Raw genomic sequence first — 26726 nt, forward strand, 5'->3', positions numbered from 1 at the left:
TTTTCGTTCCAGTCAGAGTTGTATATATAATATATTATACGTATCTGTCTGGCGATTTCCTTGTAAACCACTAATAACAAATATTTCGGGAGTTTTGGAGTGACCCTGTAGGGTCGCAATTTCTTCAAAAGTGACCTTTTAGGGTCGTTTTATTATCAAGGAATTGGAGATATCAAGATGGATACATACTACAAGCGGGAAAGTGTATCAAGTGATGGTGAATTACTCGCTCAAAGGACACAGAAGTTCTATAACCCAATGAAAGAAGGGTATGGATACAACTTCAAATACAAGTCAGCAATGACAAAAAGCTACTTGTCGATTTCGTTGCCGGAATGTTTCTCGGATGCGGAACTGGGCAGGATATATAAAATATCCAGAATGATATATTCCAAGTCCAATTTACTTGCCAAGAGAACCAATGGCGGTATAGTTCCTTTAACACGGGAAGAAATACATGAAAAAATAGGTCTGCATAGAACAAAGTTCGTTCAGTTCTGGAAGAAACTCATTGAAAACAAGATTATTAAATCAATTCCTATCAGCGGAAAAAACTTTTTTTGCATAAGTCCACTTTATTTCAATTCCACAGTTTATATTCCTGTAGATATCTTCATTGCCTTTCAGGAAGAATTAAGGGAACACCTGAGCAATAGAGTATTTGAAGCCTATATGGACATGCATGCAAGCGGAAACTACATGCCAATTATTATGACGGACGGAGATGTGGAAGGAGAAGAATATTTATAATTCTGCCTCATTTCCAGATAAAAATAAATAAAAGTATAAATTTAATACGTTGTACTTGATTATGATAATAACCCGGTTTATAATAAAGTTATCCACAGATATGTGTGGATAAAATGTTAATAAGTGAAGTTATTCACATGTGGAAAACTTGAACAATAGAAGTTTAGGAGGAGGAACATTAAATCAATGAGAAAACATAAATTCAGAGGCAAGAGAGTAGATACGGGTGAGTGGGTGTATGGGTGCTACATAAAAGTTACTCCATATAAAGATAGTGATGGACATAGGATTTGCACTCAGGATACTTGGCTCATAATTCCTGTTATCCCGGAAACAGTAGGACAATACATAGAAACCATAAATGGGCATGAAATATATCATCACGACATTGTGAAAGCCTATAAATACGGAGATACAGAAACTAGTCCATTTATATACGATATAACATATAGAAATGGCACATGGTGGTTTGGAAATTGGACTTGGATTGAATTCTTACAATCATTCAGATGTGTTGAAGTTATCGGCAACATACACGACAATCCGGAGATGATGGAGGTACCTCATGAATAACGATAAGCCACTTTTTGATGTATCAAAAATAGTTATGGATAAAACTGTGCTTTATAATTCGCTTTCAGGTAAAACTTTTAGAGCAGCAGTTGGACAAGTTGACAATATGGTCCTATTCTTATTACAAGATATAGATACCGGGAACATATATGTGATTGACGAAATTGAAATTGACAAAGAGAATAAGCCTGAAAACATAAATCCATACTTCTTCGGACACCCGCATAACGGTACAAGTATACATAGCCCACAAGACAACATACTATCCCTTAAAATACGTCTACCCAACAATGAAGTAGCCATAATTGACGATAAAAAAGTTGCAAAAGTCCAGGAGATTCCTGACTTAATACCGTTTTTTACTGAGCTTGTTACCTTCCACACTGACTATTCCACGGGACAAGTAAAGTCATTACCCACTATTTACGGCATAACTAAAACTAAAAAGTGTGTTAGGCAGCTTCGAGAACTTCGTATAATGAGGTCTAAAAGGTCAAGGAGAGTAAGCCAATATGTACTAATGGATGGGGTTTACAAGGTGGAGGAAGAAGGAGGAATATAAGTGAAGATGGAGCAATATTATGATGCTGCTACTAGTAAAGATGTATACGTTACAAAAATAAGTGAGCAAGAAAAATATCAAAATTTATATGAACCTATAATGCTGACTGTGATTGAAAAAGTAGCACACCAAATAGCTTGTGATATTTTGGAAAAAAACTATTCTGAAATAGTTAGCAAAATTTCACCAGATGCAATAGCAAATATGGCAATTGCAGAAGCAGGAGCTAAAATTCATGAAACATTAAACAAAAAACTACCAGACAAAATATTGGAAATAGAAAAAACACAACAAAAATATATAAACAGGGAATCTTCGGAGGTTTAACAAAATTATGAAAACACTTAACGAAATCATTGAACAATGTAAAACCAACGGCAGACCAGAGTATGACGAATTGCGGTATTCAGTTCTGGTAATGACTGGAATACTAAATCTTGTAAACAGTGAATTAACAAAGCTTTACGTCAAAGGTGAAATGCCAAATGAATTTATACGGAAATTAAAGCTTGATGGCGGTATATGCTCAATGTATGGAAAGGCCTTGAATAAATCTCCAAAGGAATACCTTGGATGGAATAATGACCCTGAAAACCCGGCATATCAAAAGTTTTATGCTATGGGAAATAAGCTACTAGATAAAGTCATTAAGAAGATGGAGGACAGCAATGAAAATACCTGAGAAAGTAAGAATTGGATATATGGATTATGATGTAATTCAGACTGAAAACAATTTGTGTCTGGAGGGTAGAGAATGTCTAGGAATTATTCATTATGAAGATGCAAAAATAGAACTCAATACAAACCGAAATATTCAGAAACAGCAGCAAGCATTTCTACATGAAGTTGTCCATGGAATAGTTAGGGATAGAGGTATTGAATGGGGAGAAAACAATGAATTGTACACTGATGAAATAGCAAAAGGCATTTACTGCTTAATCAGAGATAACCCCGAAATATTTAAGGAGTGTGAGTAAATGAAATGTTTTCTATGGCTCAAACATAAAGTCCGGTACAAGAATGGCAAAGGTTACATATGTATAAGATGCGGTAAAACCGCTCTTGAATGTCAAAAAGATGAAAGGAGGAAAGCCGATGCCTGAAACTGATTTATACCAGTTGGCAATAAAAACAATGGATAAAAAGTGGGAAAATGAATTAATGGAACATGATGAAATAGTCCAATACATGAAATCATACGGATTCACACAAGTTTCTCCACTGATAAATAATCCCGGGCGTTATTTATGCATTACCAAAGAAGGCATAGCTTTAATTACAAAAGATGGTAAAAACTTTGAGCTAAGTGAAGAAATAACCAAAATAAAGCAACATATTCTTAGCCAACAAAATGAAGGGAGAAAAGCATAATGGGAATGGGAAATGAAAATTTATGTGTAGCAGTAGATTGCAAATCTGAAAACCTTAGTAAACTTGCAGATAGTGTAGAAATCAAGGCATGTGACATTTTGAATGGTGTTGTATCCATCTACTCGAAGCTGTTTACTGGGACACAAGAAACAAAAGGCAATGCACCGGTATCAAACGGTGCAAGTATTTTAATGTCTATTAAAAGAACAGACGAAACACTTGCTCAAGTACTACATGCGTTAGCCACAATTGAAGATAACTTATAAGGAGAAGAGTACATGATTTTTAAACAAGCATTTGAAGCAATGAAACAAGGAATGGCAGTAAAACTTCCAAGTTGGAAAGGTTACTGGAAATGGCAAGACGGCACAATCAAGATGTATTGCAAGGACGGAAGGATACTAGATATAAGAGAAAGCGAAGAAATGCTTTTTACTTTAACCAATATCTGTAGTGATGAATGGGAAGTAGTCGGAGAGATACCTACAGACCTGAATATCCAGACATTCACATTTGGTGAAGCAATCAGGAATATGAAAAATGGTAAAAAGGTAGCCCGTAAAGGTTGGAACGGTAAAGGAATGTGTTTACAAGCGCAAATTCCTGATGAACACAGCAAAATGACATTCCCTTATCTTTACATGACAATACCTGACTGCTCAGAAGGAATCAGAAAACTTCCTTGGCAACCGGCACAAGTAGATGTATTTAGTGAAGATTGGGTTATAGTAGAATAGGAGGACTTATGTTGACAAACGTATTAGCTTTTATTATTAGCGTTGCAATGCTTGAAGTATACAGCAGAATTACAATGAAACAAAGATGTCGTAATTGTCAGAAGAGTAAATAAAAACTACATACTCAAGGGACTAACAGCACCGGGACGGATACTCGGTGTTGTTTTTTATATTTTGACCATCTGAACATATCCTGTCTGATATCCTACAATTGACTTCAATATTCACACTATATACCTCCTATTCATGAGCTTACCTTCGGGTAGGCTCTTTTTTTTGACCATTCGTATTGCTGATTTGTTGCAGTATGTAAATATGAAATCTGGCTTCTGAGTAATCAGCAGAAGAATATGGGGGGTGGTTCATCCGGTGGCTAAACAAAGAAAACCAACACCAGGGCAAAAACAAAAGGAAACAATTATTACATTAACTGAAAAGCAAGGAATTTTTGTTAATTGTGAAGCAGACGAAGTTTTATATGGTGGAGCTGCCGGGGGTTAACTGGGCGGAAAAAGTTTTGTTCAGTTGGTTGATGCTATGATTTTTGCTATCAACCACCCCGGAAGTAAGCAGTTGATACTGCGTGAAACATTTCCAGAGCTTGAACGTTCGTTAATAATGACTTCCTTGACAATGTACCCTAGCGACCAATTTCAGTATAATGCCGGGGAACATAGATGGTATCACCTGAATGGCAGCACAATTGAATTCGGGTACTTGGAAAGCTATACAGATGTGTCTAAATATCAATCTGCGGAATATGACATTATCCGAATTGATGAAGGTACGCATATGGATGAAGCAAGAATCACGTATATGAAATCCCGTATTCGTGGTGCCAACGGTTATCCAAAACAAATGAAAATATCAACAAATCCGGGAGGCATAGGACATAAGTTCCTTAAAAAAAGGTTTAGAATCGGGGTTGAAAATGAAAACGAGATATTCACAGATTATGTTGGCAAGGATAAAAACGGCGTTGATAGGTATATAACACGATGCTACATTCCGGCAAAAGTGTACGACAACATATTCTTAATGGAGAAGGACCCAAACTACATAACAAACCTTATGCAGTTACCTGAACGTGAAAGGGATGCCTTGCTAGAAGGCTCATGGGATATATTTGACGACCAAGCATTTCCTGAATTTGACCCGGATATACACACTTATGACCCAGAAAAGACGTTTAAGAATGGGCAAATTCCTAAACACTGGAAACGATGGCGGTCTGCTGATAATGGGTATGACGACCCATTTGCTTTTTATTGGCACGCTATAGACGAACATGGACATGTATGGACATATCGTGAATACACCCGTAGTGAGAAAGACCCCAAGGTAGCATATAAAGACCAAGCTGCGGAAGTTGTTTCCCGGTCAACATACCTAAACGAAGAAACGGGATTATTAGAACCAGAAAAAATACTATATACAGTTATTGGACATGATGCTTTCTTTTCGAATGAAAGGTTAGATGCAAAGAGTATTGAGGAATTTTACAACGAGGGAGGTCTATACGGCTTTGTCCCAACTGCTACGGACCGTAAGCTAAGAACTATAGTTGCACACGAATATTTAAAACCTTATTTTGATGAGAATATTGGGAAAATGACAGCTAAATGGCATATATCAAAAAACTGCAAGGTATTAATTGAGAAATTACCGGATGCAATTAAAGACCCAAAGGATAATGAAAAGTATTTAGATAAAGACGACCACCAGTTAGATGGTGCATTTTACGGAATATTATCGCACCATTCCAAAAAAACCAGACCATTACCGAGCGAAAAAACCGAGCTTCAAAAGCATAAGGAAAAAGCATTAAAAAAATTAAAACGCCAGAGGCGATAAGGAGGAATAAACCCATGTTAGAAATTAAAAAGTTTCCGCACAAACACAAATGTCAAGTAAGAAGCTGCAAGAATCTTGACGTATACACAATTGGTGAAGAAAACGAACACCCGGCATTTACACAGTTATACTGTAAGGACACCTTACTTGAAATGGCAGAGGTTATAAATCAGTTCTTTTCTTCTGATGGAGAAACAAAGCGAATCAATCCGGAAGAACTCCAAGCTAGAATTGATGAATTAACTTCCCAAAACGAAGAGTTGCAAAAACAAGCTGATGGACTTGAACAGATTAAGGCAGAATTTGAATCTGCAAAAGCTTCAGCTGACTTATTCAAGGAAAAGTTGGGTGAACTTGAATCTGAGAACGAGAAACTTAAAAAAGAAAACAAGTCTCTTAAAAAGAAAGCGGAAACCGTTGAAGACAAGAAAACCGACTCTAAAACGGAAGAAAGCCCGGTAAATTCCAATGAAGGGAAGAACGCAAATGGAGACAGCAATTGAAAAAGCACTTAAACAGATAAAAGGTAAATCTGTAAAGGTTGATAAAATTGAAGAACCAAAAAAGAGTAAGAGTAAAGGTGACCCAATTGTTTATTCATCCGACCCACGACCCACCCTATACTTGGACGATAAGGAATTTACATCAATTCCAAAACTTACAGTTGGGGATAAGGTTGTACTAGTAGTCGAATGTGAGGTAAAGAGTGTCAGCAATTATTCAAGGCTTGATGATAAGAACAAACCTAAACAATCATATAACTGCGACCTTGCCATTAATGCTATTTCGGACATAACGGGGTGATAAGCCATGCAGACAATCATCATAGTATTTTTGTGTGTTGTAATCTTAGTACAAAATATAACTCACAGGATAGAACGTAAAGACCTGTATAACCGCATTATGGCAAATGACCTTACGGAGTATAATCAAAAGCCAATAAAGCATAAGTCAGTGAAATGTGCAATCAGAAAAAACCATGATGGAAGGAGGGAATAACTTGAAATTATTAGACTATTTCAAAGACCTATTCAGTAATAAAAATCCTATTGACGATAAATTAACTGAAAATAGCTATTATAATACAGTTGAAGTTGAAGAAGTTGTATCTTTTCTTAAAAAAGAATTTAAGCGGAGGCAAGAAGATAGAAGACCTTTTGAACTCCAATGGATTCTTAACATGAACTTCCTAAATAACAACCAATATTGCGATATTAATCTTACAGCCGGTGAAGTATCGCAAATTAGTAGGGATTTTGAATGGGAGGAAAGGGAAATATACAACCATATAGCCCCTATTTATGAAACCAGACTAGCAAAGCTCTGTAAAATTGCTCCTTCCCCTCATGTTATTCCTGCAAATTCTTCAACAAAATCTCAGGCTGCCGCTAAAATGAGTAAATGTATACTTGAAGGTGTTGACAAAGACCAAGACATGCAGAAAAAAAGGGCTACTGCCACGGCGTGGAGCGAATTGTGCGGTTGTGTTTTTTATGGTGACAGATGGGAATCTGGTGAGGGAAGGCCTCTGTTTTACGATGAAAACGGCAATATAATACACGAAGGTAATCTTGAAAAAGATGTTATTACTGCATTTGAAATATTTCCGGACAGTTCTTTTTCACAGGGGATTACAGGCTGCGAAAGCATAATAAGAGCAAAAGCCATTAAGGTTAATAGTATATATGATAGGTGGGGCGTAAGAGTAAAAGGCAGAGAAGTAGATGTATTTACCCTTGACCAAACAAATGTTGGTGTAGGTGGATTTAACCGTAATTCCGTGGTATCTCAGTTCAAATCAACAAAGATAGAAAAGGCTGAAATTGTTATTGAGTACATGGAACTACCAAATAGACGGCATCCAAAAGGCTTACACATAATCATGGCCGGAGATAATTTACTTCATTATGGTGAGTTTATATATCGGGTTGGAAACGATGGCAAATATGGATTTCCCTTGGTGATGCAAGTTTGTGTTGAAACACCCGGACGATTCTGGCCTGTTAGTATCATTGAAAGACTAATACCTATTCAAAGAAGTTTTAATGCTTTAAAGAATAGAAAAAAGGATATATTAAACCGTAAAGCAATAGGAAATTGGGCTGTAGAGGATGATGGAAATGTAGATGTTGATGATTTAGAGGAAGAAGGTTTCTACCCTGGGAAAATACATTTCTACTCACGGGGAGGAAAACCACCGCAAGAAATACAAAACCGTTCTTCAATAACAGATTTTGATGTTGAGGAACAAAGGTTATTAGACGAATTTACAACAATCAGTGGAGTATCTCCATTTGCTTCACAGAGCCTGCCCCCTACCGGGAGTAATAGCGGTGCTACACTGGAAAAAATCAAGGAATCAGACGATACAAGAATAGGGCTTACCGCTGAGAATATCAATATTGCTGCTATAGCCAGTTATAAAATTGACTTGAGAATGTATCGGCAATTTGCAAAGACTCCAAGGCTCCTGAGACATGTAGGGAAAAATGATGAAGTGCAAATAATCGAATGGCAGGCAAGCGACCTTACTTCCGATGATATCATTATCGAAAAAGAAGACGAACTCAGTCAGACCCCGGCACAGCGTAGACAAATGGTTCTTGACTTACTACAATACAAATTATTTTCAAATGATACAGACCCAAAAATAAGAAATAAAGTTATTAATCAATTGCAAATGGGTGACTGGGAGAATGTTGACGACATAGAAGATGCACATGTCAGTAGGGCATTAAGAGAAAACATGTTTATTAAACAGGGAAAACCTATTCAAGTTAAAGAATATGATATGCACGACCTACATATTCAGGAGCATAACAGGTGGAGGCTTGATGTAGATTTTGAGGAATTTGAAGCAACTCAGCCGGAATTGGCACAAGCCTTTAATCAACATGTAGCCGAACATGAAGCATTAGCACAACAAAAAGTGCAGCAGCTCATAGCAATACAACAAGGACAGCAATTACAACAGGCTCAGTAAGATATTCTTTCCATAAAAGTACTCAAAATAATGAGTGCTTTTTCTTTTTGACCATCCGCACATTTACTTTGTTTTACTCTGAAAACAAGAAATTTATTGCGGAGGTATAACATGAAAGAAAAAAATATCGACACACGCACACATGACCTAATACTCAATTATCAGCTTTTTGCTGAACCTAGCAATCAGAGCCAGAATCCAGAAGATGGACACGCTGCTCTTAATGTTAGTCAAAGAATTGCAGCAATACTAAATAGTGCGTCCGATAACAATCAACCAACAAATCAAGTTCAGCAGCCAACAGGTGAGGGAAATCAAGCATCGGCTCCTACAGATGGTACACAAAATCAACAGCCCTCACAATCTGCGCAGTCTGCTTCACAAACTCCTGCACAGAATACCGACACTCCACCATCAAGTGGAACCGGGGAACCAAGTACTGGAACAGGGAACGAACCTGTAGTACCTGAAAAGCGTTATAAAGATGTTCAGGCTTGGGCAACAAGATTGAGTCAGGAAAATTCACAGTTAAAACAGGCTATTGAACAGTATCAGCAGCAACAGCAAACTTCACAGCCTCAAACACAGCAGCAGGAACAAACTATTGACCCACAGGCTTTCTTGGATTCGCTTTACGAAAAACCTCAACAGGTTTTAGGTGGGGTGGCAAAGTCGGTAATCGATAAGGAATTGGCACCCATCATTGACTTTGTAAAGAATCAAATGAAAGTTGACAGTTGGGGTAACGCTTTAAAACAGTTTCGAAGCAGTGTTCCAGATTATGCAGACAATGAACAGTCCATTATTCAGTACATTAATGACAATGGCCTTGGGGATAGTGACAATCCAGATATTGTTTTAAAAGATGCTTACATAGCTGCAAGACAACAGAATTACCAACCTCCGCAACAGGTAGACCCAACAAGCTACCTTCAAGATGAAGATTTTGTAACTCAGAACATACTTAGCAATCCAGATATTGTTAACCGTGTTATAAAAGCTCAGGCCGAAAAAATGCAGCAAGGACAACCACCAGTTTCCATAGCATCAACAGGCGGTCAACCTATTGCTACACCAGTTGAAAAGCCTAAGAACACAGATGAATTTAGAGCTAGAGCACGGGCAATATTAGGTGGAAATTTTGGTGGATAACTAAAAGGAGTGAAATAATATGCCAATCACAACGGAATCAATAAATCAGGTTTTTAAGACGGTATACCTTCCTATGGTAAGCGAACAGATTAATGTAAGCTTGGCAGCGGTAGCACAGAAGATTGAATCAACTACTACAGATATTGAGACTACGGGAACAGTCGTAAAATGTGTACCGTATGGACTTAACGGTGGAACAGGTTCTATAAATGAAAATGACCCTTTGCCGATGAGTGGCTCTAATAAAAGAGAGAATTTCAGAAGTGAGTTAAAAACTCTGGCCGGTACTTTGGAAATTACAGATAAAGCTTGGAAATCATCTATTTCCAACGTAGCTGCTTTTGAAAATCTTTTAACTTCAAATATGGACGGACTTAAAAAGTCTTGCCAGTTCTCAGCAGGAAGACAGTATTATGGTGACGGAACTGGTGAGCTTACACGCTGTGGTACTACCACCGATTCGTTAACGGTAGAGGTAGCAAGTACTCAGTATCTTGTAGAAGGTATGATAGTTGATTTAATAACCAATTCAACAGGAGCAGAAATAACAAACGGATCTAAAAGACGTATCAAGTCCATTGATAGAGCTAATAAAACCATTACTCTCGAAGGAACAGCAACGGTTACAACTGCATCAACTGTAAGTGTGTATGAACAGGGTTCTAAAGATAAAGAAATGACTGGACTTGGCAAAGTATTTGCAAAGGTAGGCTCTCTCTATGGCCTTGAAAAAGCTAGTTACAGTTGGCTTGTCCCTCAGCTTTTTGAAAATGTCGGCACTTTGACAAGCAGAAAGTTTGTAACAGCTATGAGACAGGTGAGAGATTATGCCGGAGGTAATGTTGATTTCATTGCAACTGCTCCTGCTGTATACGAAGAATACTATGAATACTTGGAAACTATGCAAAGACAAGTCAATGTTGTTGACTTACAGGGTGGATTCAAGTCTTTGAGTGTAAATGGTATTCCTCTGACATCAGACAGGTTTATAAAGGATGGCGAAGCTCACGGCTTAACCTCAAATGAATGGAAACTGCATCAGTTAGATGATTGGAACTGGATGGAAGATGATAAAGGAGCAATCATAACGTTGATTAAAGGATATGCAAAGTATACTGCTTCTCTTATCAAATATGCTGAACTGATTTGCGACCATCCCGGAGCTAATTTCAAAATGTCCGGTATTACTGTTACAGGCGGTTAATTAAAAATGTATTCCCATTAAAGGGGAGGGAAAATTAAACTTCCCTTCCCTGATTTTATTTTTGGAGGTAATTTGATGTTTGATTTAACTTATTTCAAAAATCGTGGTGATGTAGAACCACAATGTATACTTGTTGAAAATGACGTTTATGGGATTGTTGACAGGTTACGTGAAATTGACAGTGGATACTTTGTTGTATTTAATCCGGATACACAGAGGTTTGAACTTCACCATTCAGAACAAATAGACGGTTCGTATTGTTTGACATTCCCATATGAAGAGCTTGACGAAAGAGCAGTAACAAAAACATTAGAGACTTCATCAGCCAGAGCTAAGATAATACGTGCTGAAATGATAGCTCACAACGAAAAAATAGAACGTGACAGAAATAATAAAATTCAGGATGAAACATCATGGAAAACTAGAGAAATGTATCATTATGCTTTAAGGCATGGAGTTGACGGAGAAATTGACAGTGCAGCCTATTCTACAAAATGGGCATAAGTTTAGGAGGAGATTATAAAAATGACATTAAATCCATTAAGAGAAATTTTAAACAAAGCATCATATGAAGCAGGAATGCCGATTTCTGATAAGGATTTTATTAAACATTATAATAAATGCCTTAGTGATTTAAGCGACTTATATGATACTGCTAAAGCCACGCAGGAGCAAACTATTGTTTGTGAGGATATAAACAATAAGTTTCCTCTTTTAAATAACTGCACAGGTATAAATCAGGTACTGTCTCCTGAAGGATTTAATATAAGAAACTTCAAAATAATAGACGGAAAATACATTCAGTTCTATTGGCGTGGCACATATACGGTAAGAGAATATATTTTAAACACTCAAATTGCTAGTTTGAATGAAGATTTTGAATTAAATCCGGTATACGAAAGATGTATTCCTATTTACATAGCAGCCCAAATGGTTAAAAAAGTTGATAAAGATAATTACAAAGAATTAATGTCAGAGTTTACAGAGCTTGCAGCATTAGCCAATAGCAGCATCAGGAAAGTATCAAATAGATATAGACAGATAAAAGCTCCAAGATTCCGCTAAGGGGGAAGGCTTATGGAAATTGAAAAAGTGTACTACATAGCACTTGATATCAAAACCCGGTTAAAGTTCGAATTTATGGAGTTTGTAAGAGGGGATACGCTTAATAAAATTAGTTTTACTATTACAAATAATGGGCAGAAAGTTAAATTATCTGACTACGCATTTAAAATATTACTAAAACGGCCGGACGGACAGATTGTACAAAGTAGCCCTACTGTTGTCGTAGATAAATTAGTTTATAGCATTGGGACTACAGAGCTTGAAAAGTGCGGATTAGTTATAGGTACCGTAGAAATATATGAGGGTTTGGACAAGATTACAACAAAGAACTTTACGTACCGGGTTGTGAACTCATTTAATGTTGAGAATATGTTGGACAGCGAGACTGAATACCCCATAAATGAAATTACAAACTATACCCATACACAAGTAGTTCCGGCGAAAATTTGGACAGTACACCATACCTTAAATAAAAAATGTAGTGTCATTGTGGTAGATTCTGCTGACAATACGGTTTTAGGTGACATTACATACATAGACATGCAGACAATAGAAATCAAATTTCAGGCTGAATTTTCAGGCAAGGCTTATTTAAATTAAATGGAGGACAGAGAAATGCTTGTATTAACAAATCTTAATCTTAATAAAAATGAATTACAGAATGTCAGACTTCAAAATCTTGCAACAGGGCCTTCATCACCTTTAAGCGGTATAGTATATTTTAATACTGCTGACTCGAAATTCTACGGGTGGAATGGTAGTGGATGGATTAATCTTGGTGGAACAGGAACCGGCACAATTCCGACTAAAGTCAGTGACTTAGAAAATGATAGTGGCTTTATAACATCAACTATTACTGACCAACTTAACACTGAAATCCAAAATATAAAAAATGTATTGGATGATGATACTGACGGGAGCATTACGGATTTTATTGCAAATTTAAAGGCACAGTGGGAAACTGCTGACAGCAATCTACAAACGCTGATAACTCAAAAAACTAATAAATATACTCAAGCAATTGGTGACGGGACGGCAACACAATTTAATGTGACTCATAATCTGAATACCCTTGATGTAAATACATCTCTTAGGTCTAATCAAGCCCCATACGATGTAGTGTTTACAGATATTACAATAGTTGATGCTAACAATATAACAGTAACCTTTGCACAAGCTCCCACTGAAAACCAGTTCAAAGTAGTTGTAATAGGGTAGGTGAGTTCTATTGAAACTATTTGGAAGAGAATTTAAGTTCAACGAATTTGATGTAATACATAAAGGAAATTTAATTGTTTGGGAGGGTGTACCTTCCGAGCCTGACGAAAACGGATTTACAACCGTGATTGATTATAAGCGTGGCGATGGAAGGAAATATCTTCAGATAAGATTTTTAAATCCAGTAGATGGTGTATATCAGAACTATAGCTTAACGTATTACGAAAATGACGGGATAACTGTAAAGTCGGAGTACACTTATGATATTGCATTGGGAGAAGGGAGCGTTTAAAAGTGCCACAAACCATTAATGAAATAAAAATATTCCTTCAAAGCATTAAACCAGATTCCATTATAGTAAATGACCAAACAATTATACAGTTTGTGAATGAGGTTGACGGCTCAATTCATTATGAAATATACAAAGAAAAAACAAGTGTTGATTTCGCATTAGTCGAAGGCCAGTCAGAATATAACCTTCCTGATGGGGTGGTCTTTGATTATATTGACCAGGTATATGTTAATGATGAAAGTCTACAAAAAATAGATGAATCATACAAAGACACCACGGGCTTTTTAAAAGGTTCAACATCATCCAAGGTAAGAATATACCCTGTCCCTAATGATAGTGACGAGACGGGCGAAACAAACCTAACAATAGTATATCTCAAGCCATATGTAAAACATACATCTCTATTCGATACAGTGTTTGTAGATTCACCTCATGACAAGATGTATTATGAGTACCTGTCTGCAAAGATAGGCCTATTTAAGGAGGATACTGAAACCTTCAATAATATGATAACTCTGTACAATACATCAAAGGCTGAATATACAGCATGGTATAACGAGAGACACACAAATAGAAAGGCATAAGGCGGTGTAAACTTATGGATACTCCAAAATTAAAATCAAAATCCAAAATTCTTTCTGAGAATACAGATGTAATCACATTTAAGGGACTGAATAGGATGCCACATATAGAAAAAGGCGAACTCAGGAGCATGGTGAACGTATGTTCAGACTATCCCACCTGTATTTCTCCAAGACCTCCAAGGTATCTGTATAATTGGCTGTACAATCCAAATAAAGATGCTTGTAATATGATTGCATTAAGCAATGGCAAGTTTTGTTGGACTATAGGCAGCACTTTTTTTTATGACGGGATAGGGTTTCCCAGTACAGTAATAAATGGGACTAAAAGTATGTGTGAGTTTGGAAACTATGTACTAATTTTCCCTGATAAAAAATATTTTGATATAAACTCAGAGACAATAAATTCATTGGGTAGTGGTACATATCCGGCAGCAGGTTCATGCCCTGATATTAAATGGGCATGTGTTTTTAATAACAGAGTATGGGGAGTAGGTGGGAACGGCGTTTATGGAAGTAAATTTAAAGACCCGTTTACATGGACAAAGTTCAGTAATCCAGTAGAGGAATCTGATAGTATTTATTTTGAGATTGATAAGACTTACGGGGAATTAACTGGGATTAAGCCCCTTGAAAATCATATGGTATTTACAACAAGTACCACCGTATTTGAACTCTATGGGAATAAACCAACAAACTATATTCCTAGACTTGTAACTAACTCAAGTGGTTGTATATCACATAAGAGTATGGCAGAAATAGACGGAAGGGTTTTTATGCTTGACCGAAAAGGTATAAGTGTTTATGGTGGTTCTTTCCCACAACCTATTTCACTACAGCTTCAAGAAAAAGTTGAAAACTATCCGGGAGTGGGAATAGCATTCAATCATAAGTATTATATTAATTTTTCTTCAAGTGCAAACAATCAACCAACATACCCGTTATATGTTTATGACACCCTACTTGGCTACTGGTATCAGGAAGATTCAAATCTTCGTATTTTTGATTTTTGTGTATCAAACAATGCACTATATGCCCTTACTACAAACTCTATTATGAAGTTATCTGGTAATTCGGATTACGATGAAACGGTTGCATGGCAAGTAGAAACAGATAGGTTTACGGAGCAGTACCTCGGCATGAAGGCTACAAGTAAGATAAAAATCGAGGTTGAATTGGAATCCGGTTCTGATATGTCAGTATTCATAAAAACAGATGGCAGCAATTACAGACCTTTAGGAACCGATACTCAATCAGGGTATCATTATTTCACTACATATGAAATTCCAAGACATGCATTTTGGTTTCAACTGAAATTGGCAGGCAATGGCAAATGCAAAGTATACTCAATTATAAGAGAAATTATTGTAAAAAGTGATATTGAATAGGAGGATTTTATTATGGCATTAGTATTTTTACCACGGGTTTCATTGGACAAGGACGATAAAAAGTCAATTCAGAATCTTTATGATGCGTACAACAAGATGAGAAAGGAAATGGAATTTCTTCTTGAGAACTTGGACGAGGATAACGTTGATTCAAGATTTATCAAAAAACTCATAGCCGACTATATAAAGGCTGATTTAGTTGTAACCAATACAATAATTACTCAGAACCTGTATGCAGATTTAGGAGATATAGCGAGGCTCACAGTTAACAGACTGCTTTCAAGTAATATTCTGACTGACCCGGCAGTAATGAATTACATAGATATAAAAGACCAGTATATTGTTTTCAAAAAAGGTGTAAGAGATGATACTCAGCCAAAGGCACAGTATAAAAACGAGGATGGCGACCCATTGTACTGGACTATAAATAAGACTTCGGGAGAACAGGAAATAACTACAGAGGTAACAGACAATCCAGTAATGGTATATCAATACAAAACGTCTGAACGATTAAAGATTTTCTTTGATGAAAACACGGCTACCAGTTACCCTAAAATAGTATGGGGAGAAGGTAACGGGACAGGTGATGAACAAAAAGCTTTCATGTATAAGGACGATACAGGAATGTCAATAGATTATATAACTTCATCAAATGAAACTTTGTCAATTAAACTCGGAGAGAGTGGCATATTGATAAACGGTTCACCATATCACCAAATTACATATGGAACCGGTGAACCTCCTGTGGATGGCAAGGAAGGCGATATATATTTTAAGGTGGTGGGCTAAATGTCAGGACTTACCCCGTTAACTGAATATCCCGGAGGATTAAATATATATAATGATAGTGCTTTTTCTATCGAAACAAAGATATTCGCAACATCAAATAACAGCACTTGGTATCAATATGACCTTAACACAAATACGTGGACATTGATTCCTTTATCATGGAACAAATCTTATATAATGGCCTACGACAACGATAGAATTTACATTTGGGGATATGACTACAATAGCTATTATTATGATATAAACACAGGTGATGTAACACCAAATAGTGGACTTCCTCTTGATCATAAAGCGTCAGTTATCGTGAATGGTATTATTTACTCGTTTTTTTATTTTAATAGTAATGGGATAGACAGATTTTGCAAGCTTCAAAATAACTCATGGGTTAGTCTTTCAAAACCAGATATGGGGAACACGTCTAATTTTAGATACCTGCACGTATGGAACAATTATATTTATTTGTTTAATATTAATGGAACTTATAGGTATGATGTTCTTACAAATACATGGGTAACATTAACCCTTCCGACTGGTACGTACTCCCAATATTACGGTAACAATGAAAAACCAATAGAATACAATGGCAAACTATACTTTTTGTTTTATATCTTTTTATTTATTTTTGATTTGGTGACAGAAACGTGGCAACAATCCATAAGACCAACACTACCTCGTTATTATGATACATACGGAGCCTCGTATTTGTCTTGTGTCAATGGGTTATTTGCCATTAATGAACAGAACAGTTGCTTAATGCAATTAAACTTACAGACAAATACTTGGAGCTTTGTAGACACTACAAATATTATTACAGAATTGCACAACTATTCTACAACAAGTTTGTTTGCAATAAAAGGAAAAACAATACTAATGTATGGTTCAAGCGGAAATCCAAACATAATATTTTTACGCTCATCAGGTGTTTGGAAAGAACCAGTACCATATTTAAAAACAAATACTGCTTGGAAAAATAGTATAACACCAAATATCAGAATTAACGGAACTTGGAAATAACCTTTAAAAACAAAAAGCAGGGGGATTAACCCTCTGCTTTAATTATTGGTAACATTGTGTTTTCGTAATAATCAAGTGTAAAATATTCTAAATCATTTATATAAAGGTATTCAACTTCGTAAATTAACTCTTTCTTGTCAGATGTACGTTTTAAAGCAAGAATATATTTTTGTGGAATCGTACCATCTGCTGTTTTAAACCTAATTGAATGGTATTTTGAAAGTATATCATTTGATAAAACAAATTTCTGAGGATTATTTTTATAAGTGTAAACATATAAACCATCAGAAGTTTTTTCCTCACATAGGTTTAATTTACCAAACAACTTAGTATGCCTATCCATATTATCATTCGGAATAATATCATCTTTAGAGGTCTTTGGAATTATAGGAGCTTCGGTATTGGTTTGGCTGCCATTTGTAGATGTACCGGGAGAAGGTACCGCAGTATTGTCAGAAATATTAACAGTACTGGTTTTTCCATCCCATTGAACTTTAGCTCCTAAAGCTTCAGCAACATATTTGGCAGGAACGTAGGTTCTGCTGTTTATTGTTACTGGTTCTTCACCATTTGCAAATGATACTTTCTCACCATTTATAACAACTTTTACCCCGTTGAATATTGCCTGAACTGTATCGGTTTTAGCCAAAGAGGGTATTGCACACATTAGCACTGCACCCATTATAAAGCCCAATATAAATTTTTTCATACTCATTTCTCCTTACATATAAAAAATATACCTCTAATTACATTATATCCCATAAGTGTTACTAAATAAACAGTCTTATAAAATTTTTAAAGTATAAACGTCATACTTGCTAATGGATAAAATAGGACTTATAATAAAGTTATCCACAGAATTATCAACAGGGAGGTTGTGGATAAGTGAAATAATCCACAAGAAAATAATGGGAGGAAAATAGATGCAATTAATTAAGTCAGAAAGCTTTGGTTCAGTTCAATGTGACGTATGGAAGGATGAAAATGGCGAAATGTGGTTTACCAGAGAACAGATAGGCCAAGCCTTGGAGTATGGTACGCCAAGAATAGCTATTGCAAATATTCACGAAAGAAACGCAGATAGGATTGATAAATTTTCAGCTGTAGTCAAATTGAGTACACCTTCAGGAATACAAGAAACGTATATTTATAGCCACAAAGGTTTAAACGAAATATGCCGTTTCAGTAGACAGCCAAAAGCAGATGCTTTTATGGATTGGGTATGGGAAGTAATTGAATCTATCCGTAAACATGGCATGTATGCTAAGGATGAATTGTTAGATAATCCTGATTTAATGATAGAGGTAATAACACAGCTTAAAAAAGAGCGTGAAGAAAAGAAACTTCTTCAAACAGAAAATAAGTTGTTGTCACAGGAAAAACTTACTTGGGCAGACAGGAAGGTTATTGAAGCTATTGTCAAAAAGATAGGGAGTAACATTGGCTATGACGTAGCTTGGAAAGAGTTTAAAAAGGAGCTTCTTTACTCACATGGAATATGCCTTAATTCAAGGATTACGAATTGGAGAAATTCTACTGGGAAAAAGACTGGTCCCAGAACATTGGACATGATAGATGATGATGAATTACAGGCATGTCTTGCTACAGCGACTGCATCTGCAAGGCACCACGGTATAGATATTTCTGACATCATTAAAAAATTTGAGAAGTCGGCTTAAATGGGATAAATAAATCTACTCTTGGAAGGGTTGTATTTAAAAAGGAATCCTAAAAACAAACAAAGGTTGGATACCAGAACCAAGCTTATATATATGGAAAACATAAATAACTAAATTGAACATATTTGACCAAACATTACAAGCTACTGTGTAACAATGACAGTAGCTTAATTTATGTTTTAAGGAGGGCTAAATATGGCAGTACTAACCAACACGAATAATATAACTACCGCAAAAAAAGCCGTTACTTCTACTGTGAGTAATCCACAAACTCCCAAAAAAACTACTGCTCCAACCGGGCTGTCAGCAATGCAAAAGGCATATGTAAACTTGACTCCTGAGGAAGAAGCAGCAATAACGGATGCTCAAATAAGGTATGGAAATGCTACGACCGACAAAGATAGACAGAAGGCTCACGCTGATGCGGAACAAATACGTGCAAAGCATGATTTCAGCGGAGGTGCAAGCGGTACGGATTATGTAAAAATTCCGTCTGCAATGGAAAAAGCATTAGGAAGTACATTAAGTGAAGGTGGGTATACATCAACACTTACACCTGAAATCGCTTCGTTGCTTAAATCAATTAATACAAGTTCATTTAACTACGACCCTACTAAAGATGAACAGTTTCAAAAGTACAAAGGACAAATGATAGATGCAGGACAAAAAGCATATACCAATTCTGTAGCAGGAGCAAGTATTCCGGGAGTATCAACAAATAGTGTCGCTGAACAAATAGCCCAAGGTGCAAATACACAGTACTTGAATAAAATTGGTGATGCTGAATCTACATACATGGACAAAGCATATCAGCGGTTTATGGATGATAGGACAAATAACTATAACCAAGTCAACGCACTTTTGGGAATAGATAATACCGGGTATAGTCGCTATGCCGATAACAGGAACTTTAATCAGGACGTAAAACAACAGAACTGGCAGAACGGATTTAGCCAAAAACAATTTGACGAAAACGTAAGACAGTTTGACAAGAATTTCTCTGAAAATCAAAGGCAATTTAATAAGAGCTATGCTTTTGACGAAAGAAAGCAAAGCTTTGCCGAAAGGCAGGCACTAGTTCAAAATGCAATGCAGCAAGGACAGTTAAGCGTACAACAGGGACAGTTGCAACTAGAAAGGGATAAATATAAGTCCGACAATAATCCTGATAGTTTTGATAACCAGTTGAAATTAAAGTCGGCCGGCATGACTGCAACAAAAAATAAAAACGGCGGTTATACTATTTCTACTGACCCGGCAGCAACACTAGGCAGCAAAAATAGTCTGGCATATAAGGATTACAACACAATAGGTAGAGGTATGTTGGATAAAGCGACATATGATACTTATACCGGTTCATACAAGAAATTGTATTCTCCAGACCAAGTTAAGCAATGGGCGTTGGGATTACCGCTGACAGATGCAGAAATAGCAAGATTACTGTCTGACTTAGGAGTGTGATAACATGGCAAGGTATACAGCCGATGATATAAAAAATTTAAGAGAAGGTTCAGCAAATACATATCGTCAAGCTTATACGGCAGATGATGTTATAAAAATGCGTGAAGAATTGAAAGCTAAACCGTCAAAGCCAGTAGAGACAATAAAGCCGACTGTAGATTTATTAAAAAAAGACCAGGATATTAAGAATTTTATGCTTGATGATTTGGGGAAAATGGCTGCTGTTAAATCTCCTGAAACAAATACAACGGTTAAACCTTCTTTCATTGATAATGTAAAAAGCCTTTTTTCTAGTAACTTGGGTTCTATAACTAAGGATATTATTGGTGGTAAGGCTCATATAAAGTCGGATGAAGAAGTATATAAGGGTATGAACCCGTTTCAAGCAGCACTTGAAAAAGGAACGACAGAATTTCTTACTGGTTTAAATAATGCTCCCAGAGCTGTCTTGAAAGCAACTGGAATAGAAACCCCGGAACTTGATAAGATTGCGGTAAGTGGTGATAAGCGACTTGAAAATATCCAGAACTATAGCGGATTAAAAGATGTTTCGGGTTTTAAGAAAACTGCTACAGATATGGTTGAATCAGTCGGAAATATGCTGCCATCAATGGTACTTCCCGTAGCGAAACTTGCTTCAATTGGGATATCATCCGGCGGTAATTCCGCAAGAAAAGCAGAACTTGAAGGAGCTACACCACAGCAAGCACTGGCTTACGGTGCATTATCTGGAGGGATTGAGGCAGGAACTGAAAAAATGTTCAGTGCAATTCCCTTCTTAAATAAATCGGGTGTTGCGGATAATGCTATTAAAAGAATTATAGAACCTATCGACAACAAGATTGTAAAAACTCTGGCAAATAGGGCGGTAGGAGCAGCCGGAGAAGGTATCGAAGAAGTAGTGTCAACAGCTTTAGACCCTTTAGCACAGAAAATTACATATAATGAAAATGCAAAGCCTGCAAGTGCAGGAGATTTGGTTAATTCATTTACAACGGGTGCTGCTCTGGCAGGTGTTTTGGGTTTGCCTTCTACAGTTGTTGATATTTACAATACCCGTGACAGTTCAACCCCTCAAAAGGCACAGGAAATCGCTCAGACATTACCAGATACTTACGAGAGTAAAAATATAACTGTTCCTGTTTCTGAAATGTCTGTGCCGGAGCAAACCGCTTATGTTGATAAAGTAAAGGCAGATGTACAGGATTATGCGACAAATAAGGTAAATCAGCTTGCTAATCTGGATGAACAGGAGGAATTTAAAAGGATACAATCAACACAACCAGTTACACCAGTCGTACAAAATACCGATATTTTATACCCTGTACAGGAAATAACGTCCGTAGCTCAGCCAACTATTGAAACCCCGGTGTCTGTAGGGACAGTAAATAACATAGAACCTGCTGCCCAAACTATACCAACAGTCGAACAGTCGACGGTAAGAGCCAATACACAATCCGTTATTACCCCGGTTGAATCATCCGTTGCAAACAACAATATCCAAGCTCCTGAAACAAGCCCTATAAATCAAGTGCAAGCAGAGAATCAACCGACTTCAAATGGTGTCACCCTTACAGAACGTGGTTATAGTACTGCCGGGAAAGATGCCTTAATAAGCAAAAAGAATGTTAAAGCATATCAATTTGATAATCCGGAAGTTAAGCCTTTTTATCAAGACTACGCAAAATACATACTTGATAATGAATTTGTTCCTAACAAAAATCTTAATCGTGATACTAAAGTAATGAAAATGCTTAGAGAAGATACAGGTCTTACACCAAAGGACATTAAAACAGGACTTGAGAAGTTAGTTGTGAATCAAGGACAGGAAAATGTTGCAGCTGCAAAAAGGATTGAATTAGTTATTGATGATATGCTCACTAAAGGATTTGATTCGGTTGTAGCCGGGAATATTCCACCAGTTCAAGATTATATTGACATTAAAAACAAACTTGAAGGTACAAACTACACAGTACCAATACAGGAGGATGAAGATTTACCGATTCCAGATATAAATAATAATCTAGTAAAGTCAACAGTGCCTGAAAATGTTCAGGAACCCCAACCCGTTTCTGTAGTAAATGAACCTGTGAAGAATACTATCAATAATTCAAAGCAGCAGAAAACACCTGACGAAAAAAAATACGATACATTAAAGGGTTTGCTTGATGAATTAATAGCAAAGAAAGCAAAGGCCACAACCAATGATGAAATTAAGGCACTTGAAAATGACATTGAAAAGGTTAGAATAAACCTTCAGCTATTCGCTCAAAATTCAAGTAAGGCTCTTACAGGTGAACAGGCAGTAAGTGATTTTTATAAAAACAGTGTGCTGAAATCCTATATTGTCCCTGAAAATGTTAAGAGTACTTTAGATGAATTAAATTACCTGTACGATATGGAAAGTAATGCCGGTCAACTTGAACAGGCAGTAATAAACATCAACAAGGATATGCCGGAAGTAATAAATAGATTAAAAAGTCAGAAGTCGTTGCAAAGTGGTACAGACACAGCCGAAGCCTTGATAATCGAAAAGATATTTATTGAACAGGCAAAAGATACCGGGGATTTTTCAGAACTTGACAATTGGTTGCAGATAGTAAGAGAAAGGGTAACACCGACAGCACAGGCATTACAGGCAATGAATATGTTCAAACGATTCACCCCGGAAAACACTCTCTTACAGGCTAAAAAAATTGTTGATGAATCGAGGACACCAGCGGATAACAAAGAGATAGACAATAAAGCCAAAAGGCTAAAAGATGAACTTGATAATATTCAGGACGATACCGGAGAAGTTGCAAAAGATGCCGTAAAAAAAGCCAAGGAGTTAGAGCGAAAATCACGTGCTAAAAAGCAAGCTATAGAAGGTAAGGACAATCCAAATGGGATATCACAGAAAGATATTGACGATATGGATCCTGCAGAACTTCTAATGGTGAAAATTGAAAGTACATTAAAAGAACCAAAAGCCAAAGAACACGATTTTGTTAATGACATGGTTAATGAGCTATTTAATGTAGCCAAAGAATCTCCTTTACCTGAGAGAGTTACACAGAAGGACGAGCCGTTAAATTTCATGGCACAGGCTATTCAAAATAGGGAGCAGTATAGAAATATATGGCTTAAAGCAAAGGAAGGTTTAAAGGCTAAATACGAAGGTACGGAGCAATTCAAAATGTTATCGGACTACTTTGAAAAGGGTATCAAACCTACTTTTTCCGTAAAAACCTTAGATGCTGCAATAGGTAGATACGTTTCCTCTCTGAAATCAAGTAATGGCGAAGGAACTGTCAAAGAAACGAAAACAAGTCTTGATGATATTGTTAAGAACTACTACAAGGTTGGAGAAAAAACTATTTCAAATATGGTTAATGAAATGGTGGAACGTGCCGGACTTAATAAGCAGGATGCTGCTACACTTGAAAAATATGTCCGTAACCGTATGCATGTACTGACAAAGGCAAAAAGAGAATCTATTCTTGCTAGTATTTTTAATGAAAAACCACCGCAGGAGGTTGACAGGCTTAGAACTGTAAGGCAGCTGTCAAACTTGGGAGCATTCAAACATGAAACTTATGCCAACAAAGCTTTTAAAAAATTAAGTGCTGAAGCTAAAAAGATTGTTGCAAAATCCGGTATTGATTTTGGAAAGGTTGCTTTAAGTAGTGTTGAGAATGAACAATTAAATAAAGTTAAACTTTTAAAGGAAGTCAGCGAGAAGTTAGACATAAACGATACTGATTTGAAGCTTGTTGTAAATGCCATAAGTGATGAATTTGACAGGGTTCTTGAGAAGAAGAAGGACAGTATAGCTAATGTATTCTCCAAAAGAGAGATTAAGAAAAAGGCCTTTTATGATAAACTTCTTGATTACTACGATAAAGGATATTTCAACAATCCAAGACTGAGAGAGATTATCGCTGAAAAAATGGGATTACCAAGTCTTACTGATGGAGCTATGGAAAAGCTTATATCAGAGACAGAACAACTGGCAAAGTTACCAAAGCAAGGTTTTAATAACTTTGTACAGAGGGAAGAAATTGAAACCCGTATACTCACGGACTTAAAGAACATTGTGCCTGCAAGTTGGTCTAAGAAGGTATCTACAGTACAAGCTATAATGCAGCTCTTGAATCTTAAAACGGCAACCAGAAACATATTAGGAAACGAAGGAGCCTACAGGTCAGAACGTGCTGCAAGAAATATAATGGGCTTTATAGATTGGGGTAAATCCTTTGTAACCGGACAAAGAGAAATAACATTCAAGAAGGGAACTGATTTATTTAGGGATACGGAAGGCAGATGGAGGTTCGCTAAAGATTTATTAAAAGCTACAAAGGCAGCATGGAAAGGATATAATCTCTATGGGTTTGAAGCAGATAAGGACGTTAAGCATTTGACAACTTCTTCAAACACATTTAAGTCAAACATAAACCCATTCAAGTGGATGGAAAAGAGTCTCAATGTTACTCTTAGGGGATTTGATTATGCTGCATACATGAGAGGTTTAAGGGATATGGCCGGAGAATCCGCATATGTTGCAGGCTTGAATATGGGCTTAAAAGGTAAAGAACTTAAAACCTATGCTGCGGATTATCTTAAAAATATGGACAAAACAGCTTTTGAGGCAGCTAAAGAATATGGACGAAGGATAACTTTTCAGGACAGTGTAAGTGGAATAGGTGATGCACTTGGGGAGCTTAAAGCTTGGATGAATAAAGCCGGTACAGGGAATAAGGTTAATAAGCGAGGTATGAAAACCCATGAATTTGGAATGGGTGATGTTATGTTGAAGTATGGCCGGACGTTGGGTGTCATGCTCCAAAGGTCGCTTGAATTTTCTCCTGCCGGATTTGTAATGAGTGCTATGGACGTACACAACGCTATATCAGCTAAAAGAAGGGGAGAACCTGTAAACAGTAAGGCAATTACTGAAAGTATATCCAGAGCCGTATTTGGAACAGCAGGCTTTACCCTGATGGGTGCATTGCTTGAATCCCTGGGAATTATTAGCGGTGGAGAAGATGATTACGAAATGGAGGATTTACAAAGGAAGATAGGCCTTGGGAAATACCGTATAAATACAAGTGCTTTGTTTAGGTATATAATTTCTGGATTTGATAAAAAAGAAGCAAAACCCAAAGATGGAGATTTTATATATACATATGATTGGATACAACCTGTAGCTATGTCTTTTGCATTTGGTGCCAACATGAGTAAGGATATTCGTAATAAGAAAAGGTTAACAGCTACTGGGATTTTGGATACTGCCGGAGCAGGAGTAAGTGGAATGATGGACACCATAGGAGAACAGGGAGGATTCACAGGTATAACCAGATTCATGCAGAAAAAGGATATCGGCGATGCAGTTCAATATTCTGCTCAAAACATGATTACCGGGTTTACGGGAACCTTTAATAATCAGTTGAGACAGCTAACAGATAATACCACCCGTGATACTTCCGGAGATAATTTTAATAAGACTTTATTAAATATGATTGCAAACAGACTTCCCGGATTGTCCAAGAAACTTCCTGAGAAGATAGACGAAACAGGTGAAGTCAAGCAAGTATACAGCGGTGACACAAATTCTCCTTTAAATGTATTTCTTAATCCTGCATTTGTTTCAAGGTATAAACCAACTGATGGTATGAAGCTTTTAATTGATATTTATGCCAATACCGGAGAAACTAAAATAGCTCCAAGGCAAGTTGAAAAAAGTGTTACTAAAAACGGTATTAAAATAAATCTTACAAAAGATGAAATTGTTCAGTTCCAGAAGGATGCAGGAAAGTCAACCATGGCAAGATTGGATACTCTTAAAGATAATGATGCATTTAATAGTCTCAAAACAGACTATGCAAAAGCTGAATACGTTTACCGATTTATGAACAGGGAAATGGAAATAGCACGTAAAAAGATTTTGAGAAATATTCCGAACGATGACCCAAGATATATTGAAGGGCTTAATGAAAGAAATAAGAAACTGGGGAGGTAAGAGCTTAGAAATAAGCTCTTCTTTTTTGACTATTCAAAGGTATATGAAGTGT

The 26726-nt window shown here is 36.7% G+C and carries 30 protein-coding genes; 29 read left to right on the top strand and 1 reads right to left on the bottom strand.

The genetic code is table 11. From position 1 onward, the window contains the following. The first annotated feature begins 177 nt into the window (after window positions 1-177). The 26 genes from P0092_RS08900 (at window position 178) to P0092_RS09025 (ending at window position 17533) form a co-directional block, all read left to right on the top strand. Window positions 178-750, top strand: a complete 573-nt coding sequence (locus P0092_RS08900; protein ID WP_004620153.1) for a hypothetical protein — start codon at window positions 178-180, stop codon at window positions 748-750. Between the two features lie 186 nt (window positions 751-936). Then, the gene (locus tag P0092_RS08905) at window positions 937-1323 is read left to right on the top strand and encodes a YopX family protein (RefSeq protein ID WP_004620154.1); all 387 of its coding nucleotides are present in this window, start codon (window positions 937-939) and stop codon (window positions 1321-1323) included. Beyond that, window positions 1316-1885 (top strand): hypothetical protein, encoded by a 570-nt coding sequence (locus tag P0092_RS08910; protein ID WP_004620155.1) that lies wholly within the window; start codon window positions 1316-1318, stop codon window positions 1883-1885. Before P0092_RS08905 ends, P0092_RS08910 begins: the two co-directional genes overlap by 8 nt. Continuing rightward, entirely contained in the window at window positions 1886-2212 is a 327-nt protein-coding gene (locus tag P0092_RS08915; protein WP_004620156.1) for a hypothetical protein, read from the top strand. It abuts the gene before it with no gap. A 7-nt stretch (window positions 2213-2219) separates the two neighbouring features. Further along, window positions 2220-2567: a hypothetical protein gene (locus P0092_RS08920; RefSeq protein ID WP_004620157.1), complete on the top strand. Its 348-nt coding sequence runs from the start codon at window positions 2220-2222 to the stop codon at window positions 2565-2567. After that, window positions 2554-2862: a hypothetical protein gene (locus tag P0092_RS08925; RefSeq protein WP_004620158.1), complete on the top strand. Its 309-nt coding sequence runs from the start codon at window positions 2554-2556 to the stop codon at window positions 2860-2862. Before P0092_RS08920 ends, P0092_RS08925 begins: the two co-directional genes overlap by 14 nt. 118 nt (window positions 2863-2980) lie before the next feature. Further along, window positions 2981-3256: a hypothetical protein gene (locus tag P0092_RS08930; protein WP_004620159.1), complete on the top strand. Its 276-nt coding sequence runs from the start codon at window positions 2981-2983 to the stop codon at window positions 3254-3256. Beyond that, window positions 3256-3522, top strand: coding sequence for a hypothetical protein (locus P0092_RS08935; RefSeq protein WP_004620160.1), 267 nt, complete (start codon window positions 3256-3258; stop codon window positions 3520-3522). Before P0092_RS08930 ends, P0092_RS08935 begins: the two co-directional genes overlap by 1 nt. Before the next feature lie 12 nt (window positions 3523-3534). After that, window positions 3535-3993, top strand: coding sequence for a DUF2829 domain-containing protein (locus P0092_RS08940; RefSeq protein WP_004620161.1), 459 nt, complete (start codon window positions 3535-3537; stop codon window positions 3991-3993). Window positions 3994-4362: 369 nt separating this feature from the next. Continuing rightward, window positions 4363-4494: a hypothetical protein gene (locus P0092_RS08945; RefSeq protein ID WP_276187176.1), complete on the top strand. Its 132-nt coding sequence runs from the start codon at window positions 4363-4365 to the stop codon at window positions 4492-4494. Next, window positions 4495-5847 (top strand): terminase large subunit domain-containing protein, encoded by a 1353-nt coding sequence (locus P0092_RS08950; RefSeq protein ID WP_276187223.1) that lies wholly within the window; start codon window positions 4495-4497, stop codon window positions 5845-5847. A 14-nt stretch (window positions 5848-5861) separates the two neighbouring features. Next, the gene (locus P0092_RS08955) at window positions 5862-6350 is read left to right on the top strand and encodes a hypothetical protein (RefSeq protein WP_004620164.1); all 489 of its coding nucleotides are present in this window, start codon (window positions 5862-5864) and stop codon (window positions 6348-6350) included. Next, on the top strand, window positions 6334-6651 hold the full coding sequence (locus P0092_RS08960) for a hypothetical protein (RefSeq protein WP_004620165.1): 318 nt from the start codon (window positions 6334-6336) through the stop codon (window positions 6649-6651). Before P0092_RS08955 ends, P0092_RS08960 begins: the two co-directional genes overlap by 17 nt. A gap of 6 nt (window positions 6652-6657) precedes the next feature. Next, entirely contained in the window at window positions 6658-6846 is a 189-nt protein-coding gene (locus tag P0092_RS08965) for a hypothetical protein (RefSeq protein ID WP_040759018.1), read from the top strand. 1 nt (window position 6847) lies between these two features. Next, window positions 6848-8830 (top strand): portal protein, encoded by a 1983-nt coding sequence (locus P0092_RS08970; RefSeq protein WP_004620166.1) that lies wholly within the window; start codon window positions 6848-6850, stop codon window positions 8828-8830. A gap of 111 nt (window positions 8831-8941) precedes the next feature. Then, the gene (locus tag P0092_RS08975; protein ID WP_004620167.1) at window positions 8942-9982 is read left to right on the top strand and encodes a hypothetical protein; all 1041 of its coding nucleotides are present in this window, start codon (window positions 8942-8944) and stop codon (window positions 9980-9982) included. Window positions 9983-10001: 19 nt separating this feature from the next. Further along, window positions 10002-11186: a phage major capsid protein gene (locus tag P0092_RS08980; RefSeq protein ID WP_004620168.1), complete on the top strand. Its 1185-nt coding sequence runs from the start codon at window positions 10002-10004 to the stop codon at window positions 11184-11186. A 75-nt stretch (window positions 11187-11261) separates the two neighbouring features. Further along, complete coding sequence (locus P0092_RS08985) at window positions 11262-11690, top strand: hypothetical protein (protein WP_004620169.1); 429 nt, start codon at window positions 11262-11264, stop codon at window positions 11688-11690. Between the two features lie 21 nt (window positions 11691-11711). Further along, complete coding sequence (locus P0092_RS08990) at window positions 11712-12251, top strand: hypothetical protein (protein WP_004620170.1); 540 nt, start codon at window positions 11712-11714, stop codon at window positions 12249-12251. 12 nt (window positions 12252-12263) lie between these two features. After that, window positions 12264-12851: a BppU family phage baseplate upper protein gene (locus tag P0092_RS08995; protein WP_004620171.1), complete on the top strand. Its 588-nt coding sequence runs from the start codon at window positions 12264-12266 to the stop codon at window positions 12849-12851. A gap of 15 nt (window positions 12852-12866) precedes the next feature. Beyond that, window positions 12867-13469: a hypothetical protein gene (locus P0092_RS09000; protein ID WP_004620172.1), complete on the top strand. Its 603-nt coding sequence runs from the start codon at window positions 12867-12869 to the stop codon at window positions 13467-13469. 10 nt (window positions 13470-13479) lie between these two features. Beyond that, window positions 13480-13761 (top strand): hypothetical protein, encoded by a 282-nt coding sequence (locus P0092_RS09005; protein WP_004620173.1) that lies wholly within the window; start codon window positions 13480-13482, stop codon window positions 13759-13761. A 2-nt stretch (window positions 13762-13763) separates the two neighbouring features. After that, a complete protein-coding gene (locus P0092_RS09010; protein WP_004620174.1) occupies window positions 13764-14345 on the top strand; it encodes a phage adaptor protein in 582 nt (193 codons plus the stop codon). Window positions 14346-14359: 14 nt separating this feature from the next. Further along, window positions 14360-15730, top strand: coding sequence for a hypothetical protein (locus tag P0092_RS09015; RefSeq protein ID WP_004620175.1), 1371 nt, complete (start codon window positions 14360-14362; stop codon window positions 15728-15730). Between the two features lie 12 nt (window positions 15731-15742). Further along, on the top strand, window positions 15743-16519 hold the full coding sequence (locus P0092_RS09020; RefSeq protein ID WP_004620176.1) for a hypothetical protein: 777 nt from the start codon (window positions 15743-15745) through the stop codon (window positions 16517-16519). After that, window positions 16520-17533 carry a Kelch repeat-containing protein gene (locus P0092_RS09025; RefSeq protein WP_004620177.1) on the top strand — a complete coding sequence of 338 codons (1014 nt, stop codon included), beginning with the start codon at window positions 16520-16522 and terminating at the stop codon, window positions 17531-17533. Between the two features lie 25 nt (window positions 17534-17558). On the opposite strand, the gene P0092_RS09030 is transcribed toward P0092_RS09025, so the two are convergent. Then, complete coding sequence (locus P0092_RS09030; RefSeq protein ID WP_004620178.1) at window positions 17559-18242, bottom strand: copper amine oxidase N-terminal domain-containing protein; 684 nt, start codon at window positions 18240-18242, stop codon at window positions 17559-17561. A gap of 214 nt (window positions 18243-18456) precedes the next feature. Between P0092_RS09030 and P0092_RS09035 the strand changes: the two genes are divergently transcribed. The 3 genes from P0092_RS09035 (at window position 18457) to P0092_RS09045 (ending at window position 26674) form a co-directional block, all read left to right on the top strand. Then, window positions 18457-19212: a BRO-N domain-containing protein gene (locus tag P0092_RS09035; RefSeq protein WP_004620179.1), complete on the top strand. Its 756-nt coding sequence runs from the start codon at window positions 18457-18459 to the stop codon at window positions 19210-19212. A 195-nt stretch (window positions 19213-19407) separates the two neighbouring features. After that, window positions 19408-20673 carry a hypothetical protein gene (locus tag P0092_RS09040; protein ID WP_004620180.1) on the top strand — a complete coding sequence of 422 codons (1266 nt, stop codon included), beginning with the start codon at window positions 19408-19410 and terminating at the stop codon, window positions 20671-20673. Between the two features lie 4 nt (window positions 20674-20677). Beyond that, window positions 20678-26674 (top strand): kinetochore Spc7 family protein, encoded by a 5997-nt coding sequence (locus P0092_RS09045; RefSeq protein ID WP_004620181.1) that lies wholly within the window; start codon window positions 20678-20680, stop codon window positions 26672-26674. Window positions 26675-26726 lie beyond the last annotated feature (52 nt).

The organism is Ruminiclostridium papyrosolvens DSM 2782, from assembly GCF_029318685.1.
GTDB classification, from domain to species: domain Bacteria; phylum Bacillota; class Clostridia; order Acetivibrionales; family DSM-1351; genus Ruminiclostridium; species Ruminiclostridium papyrosolvens.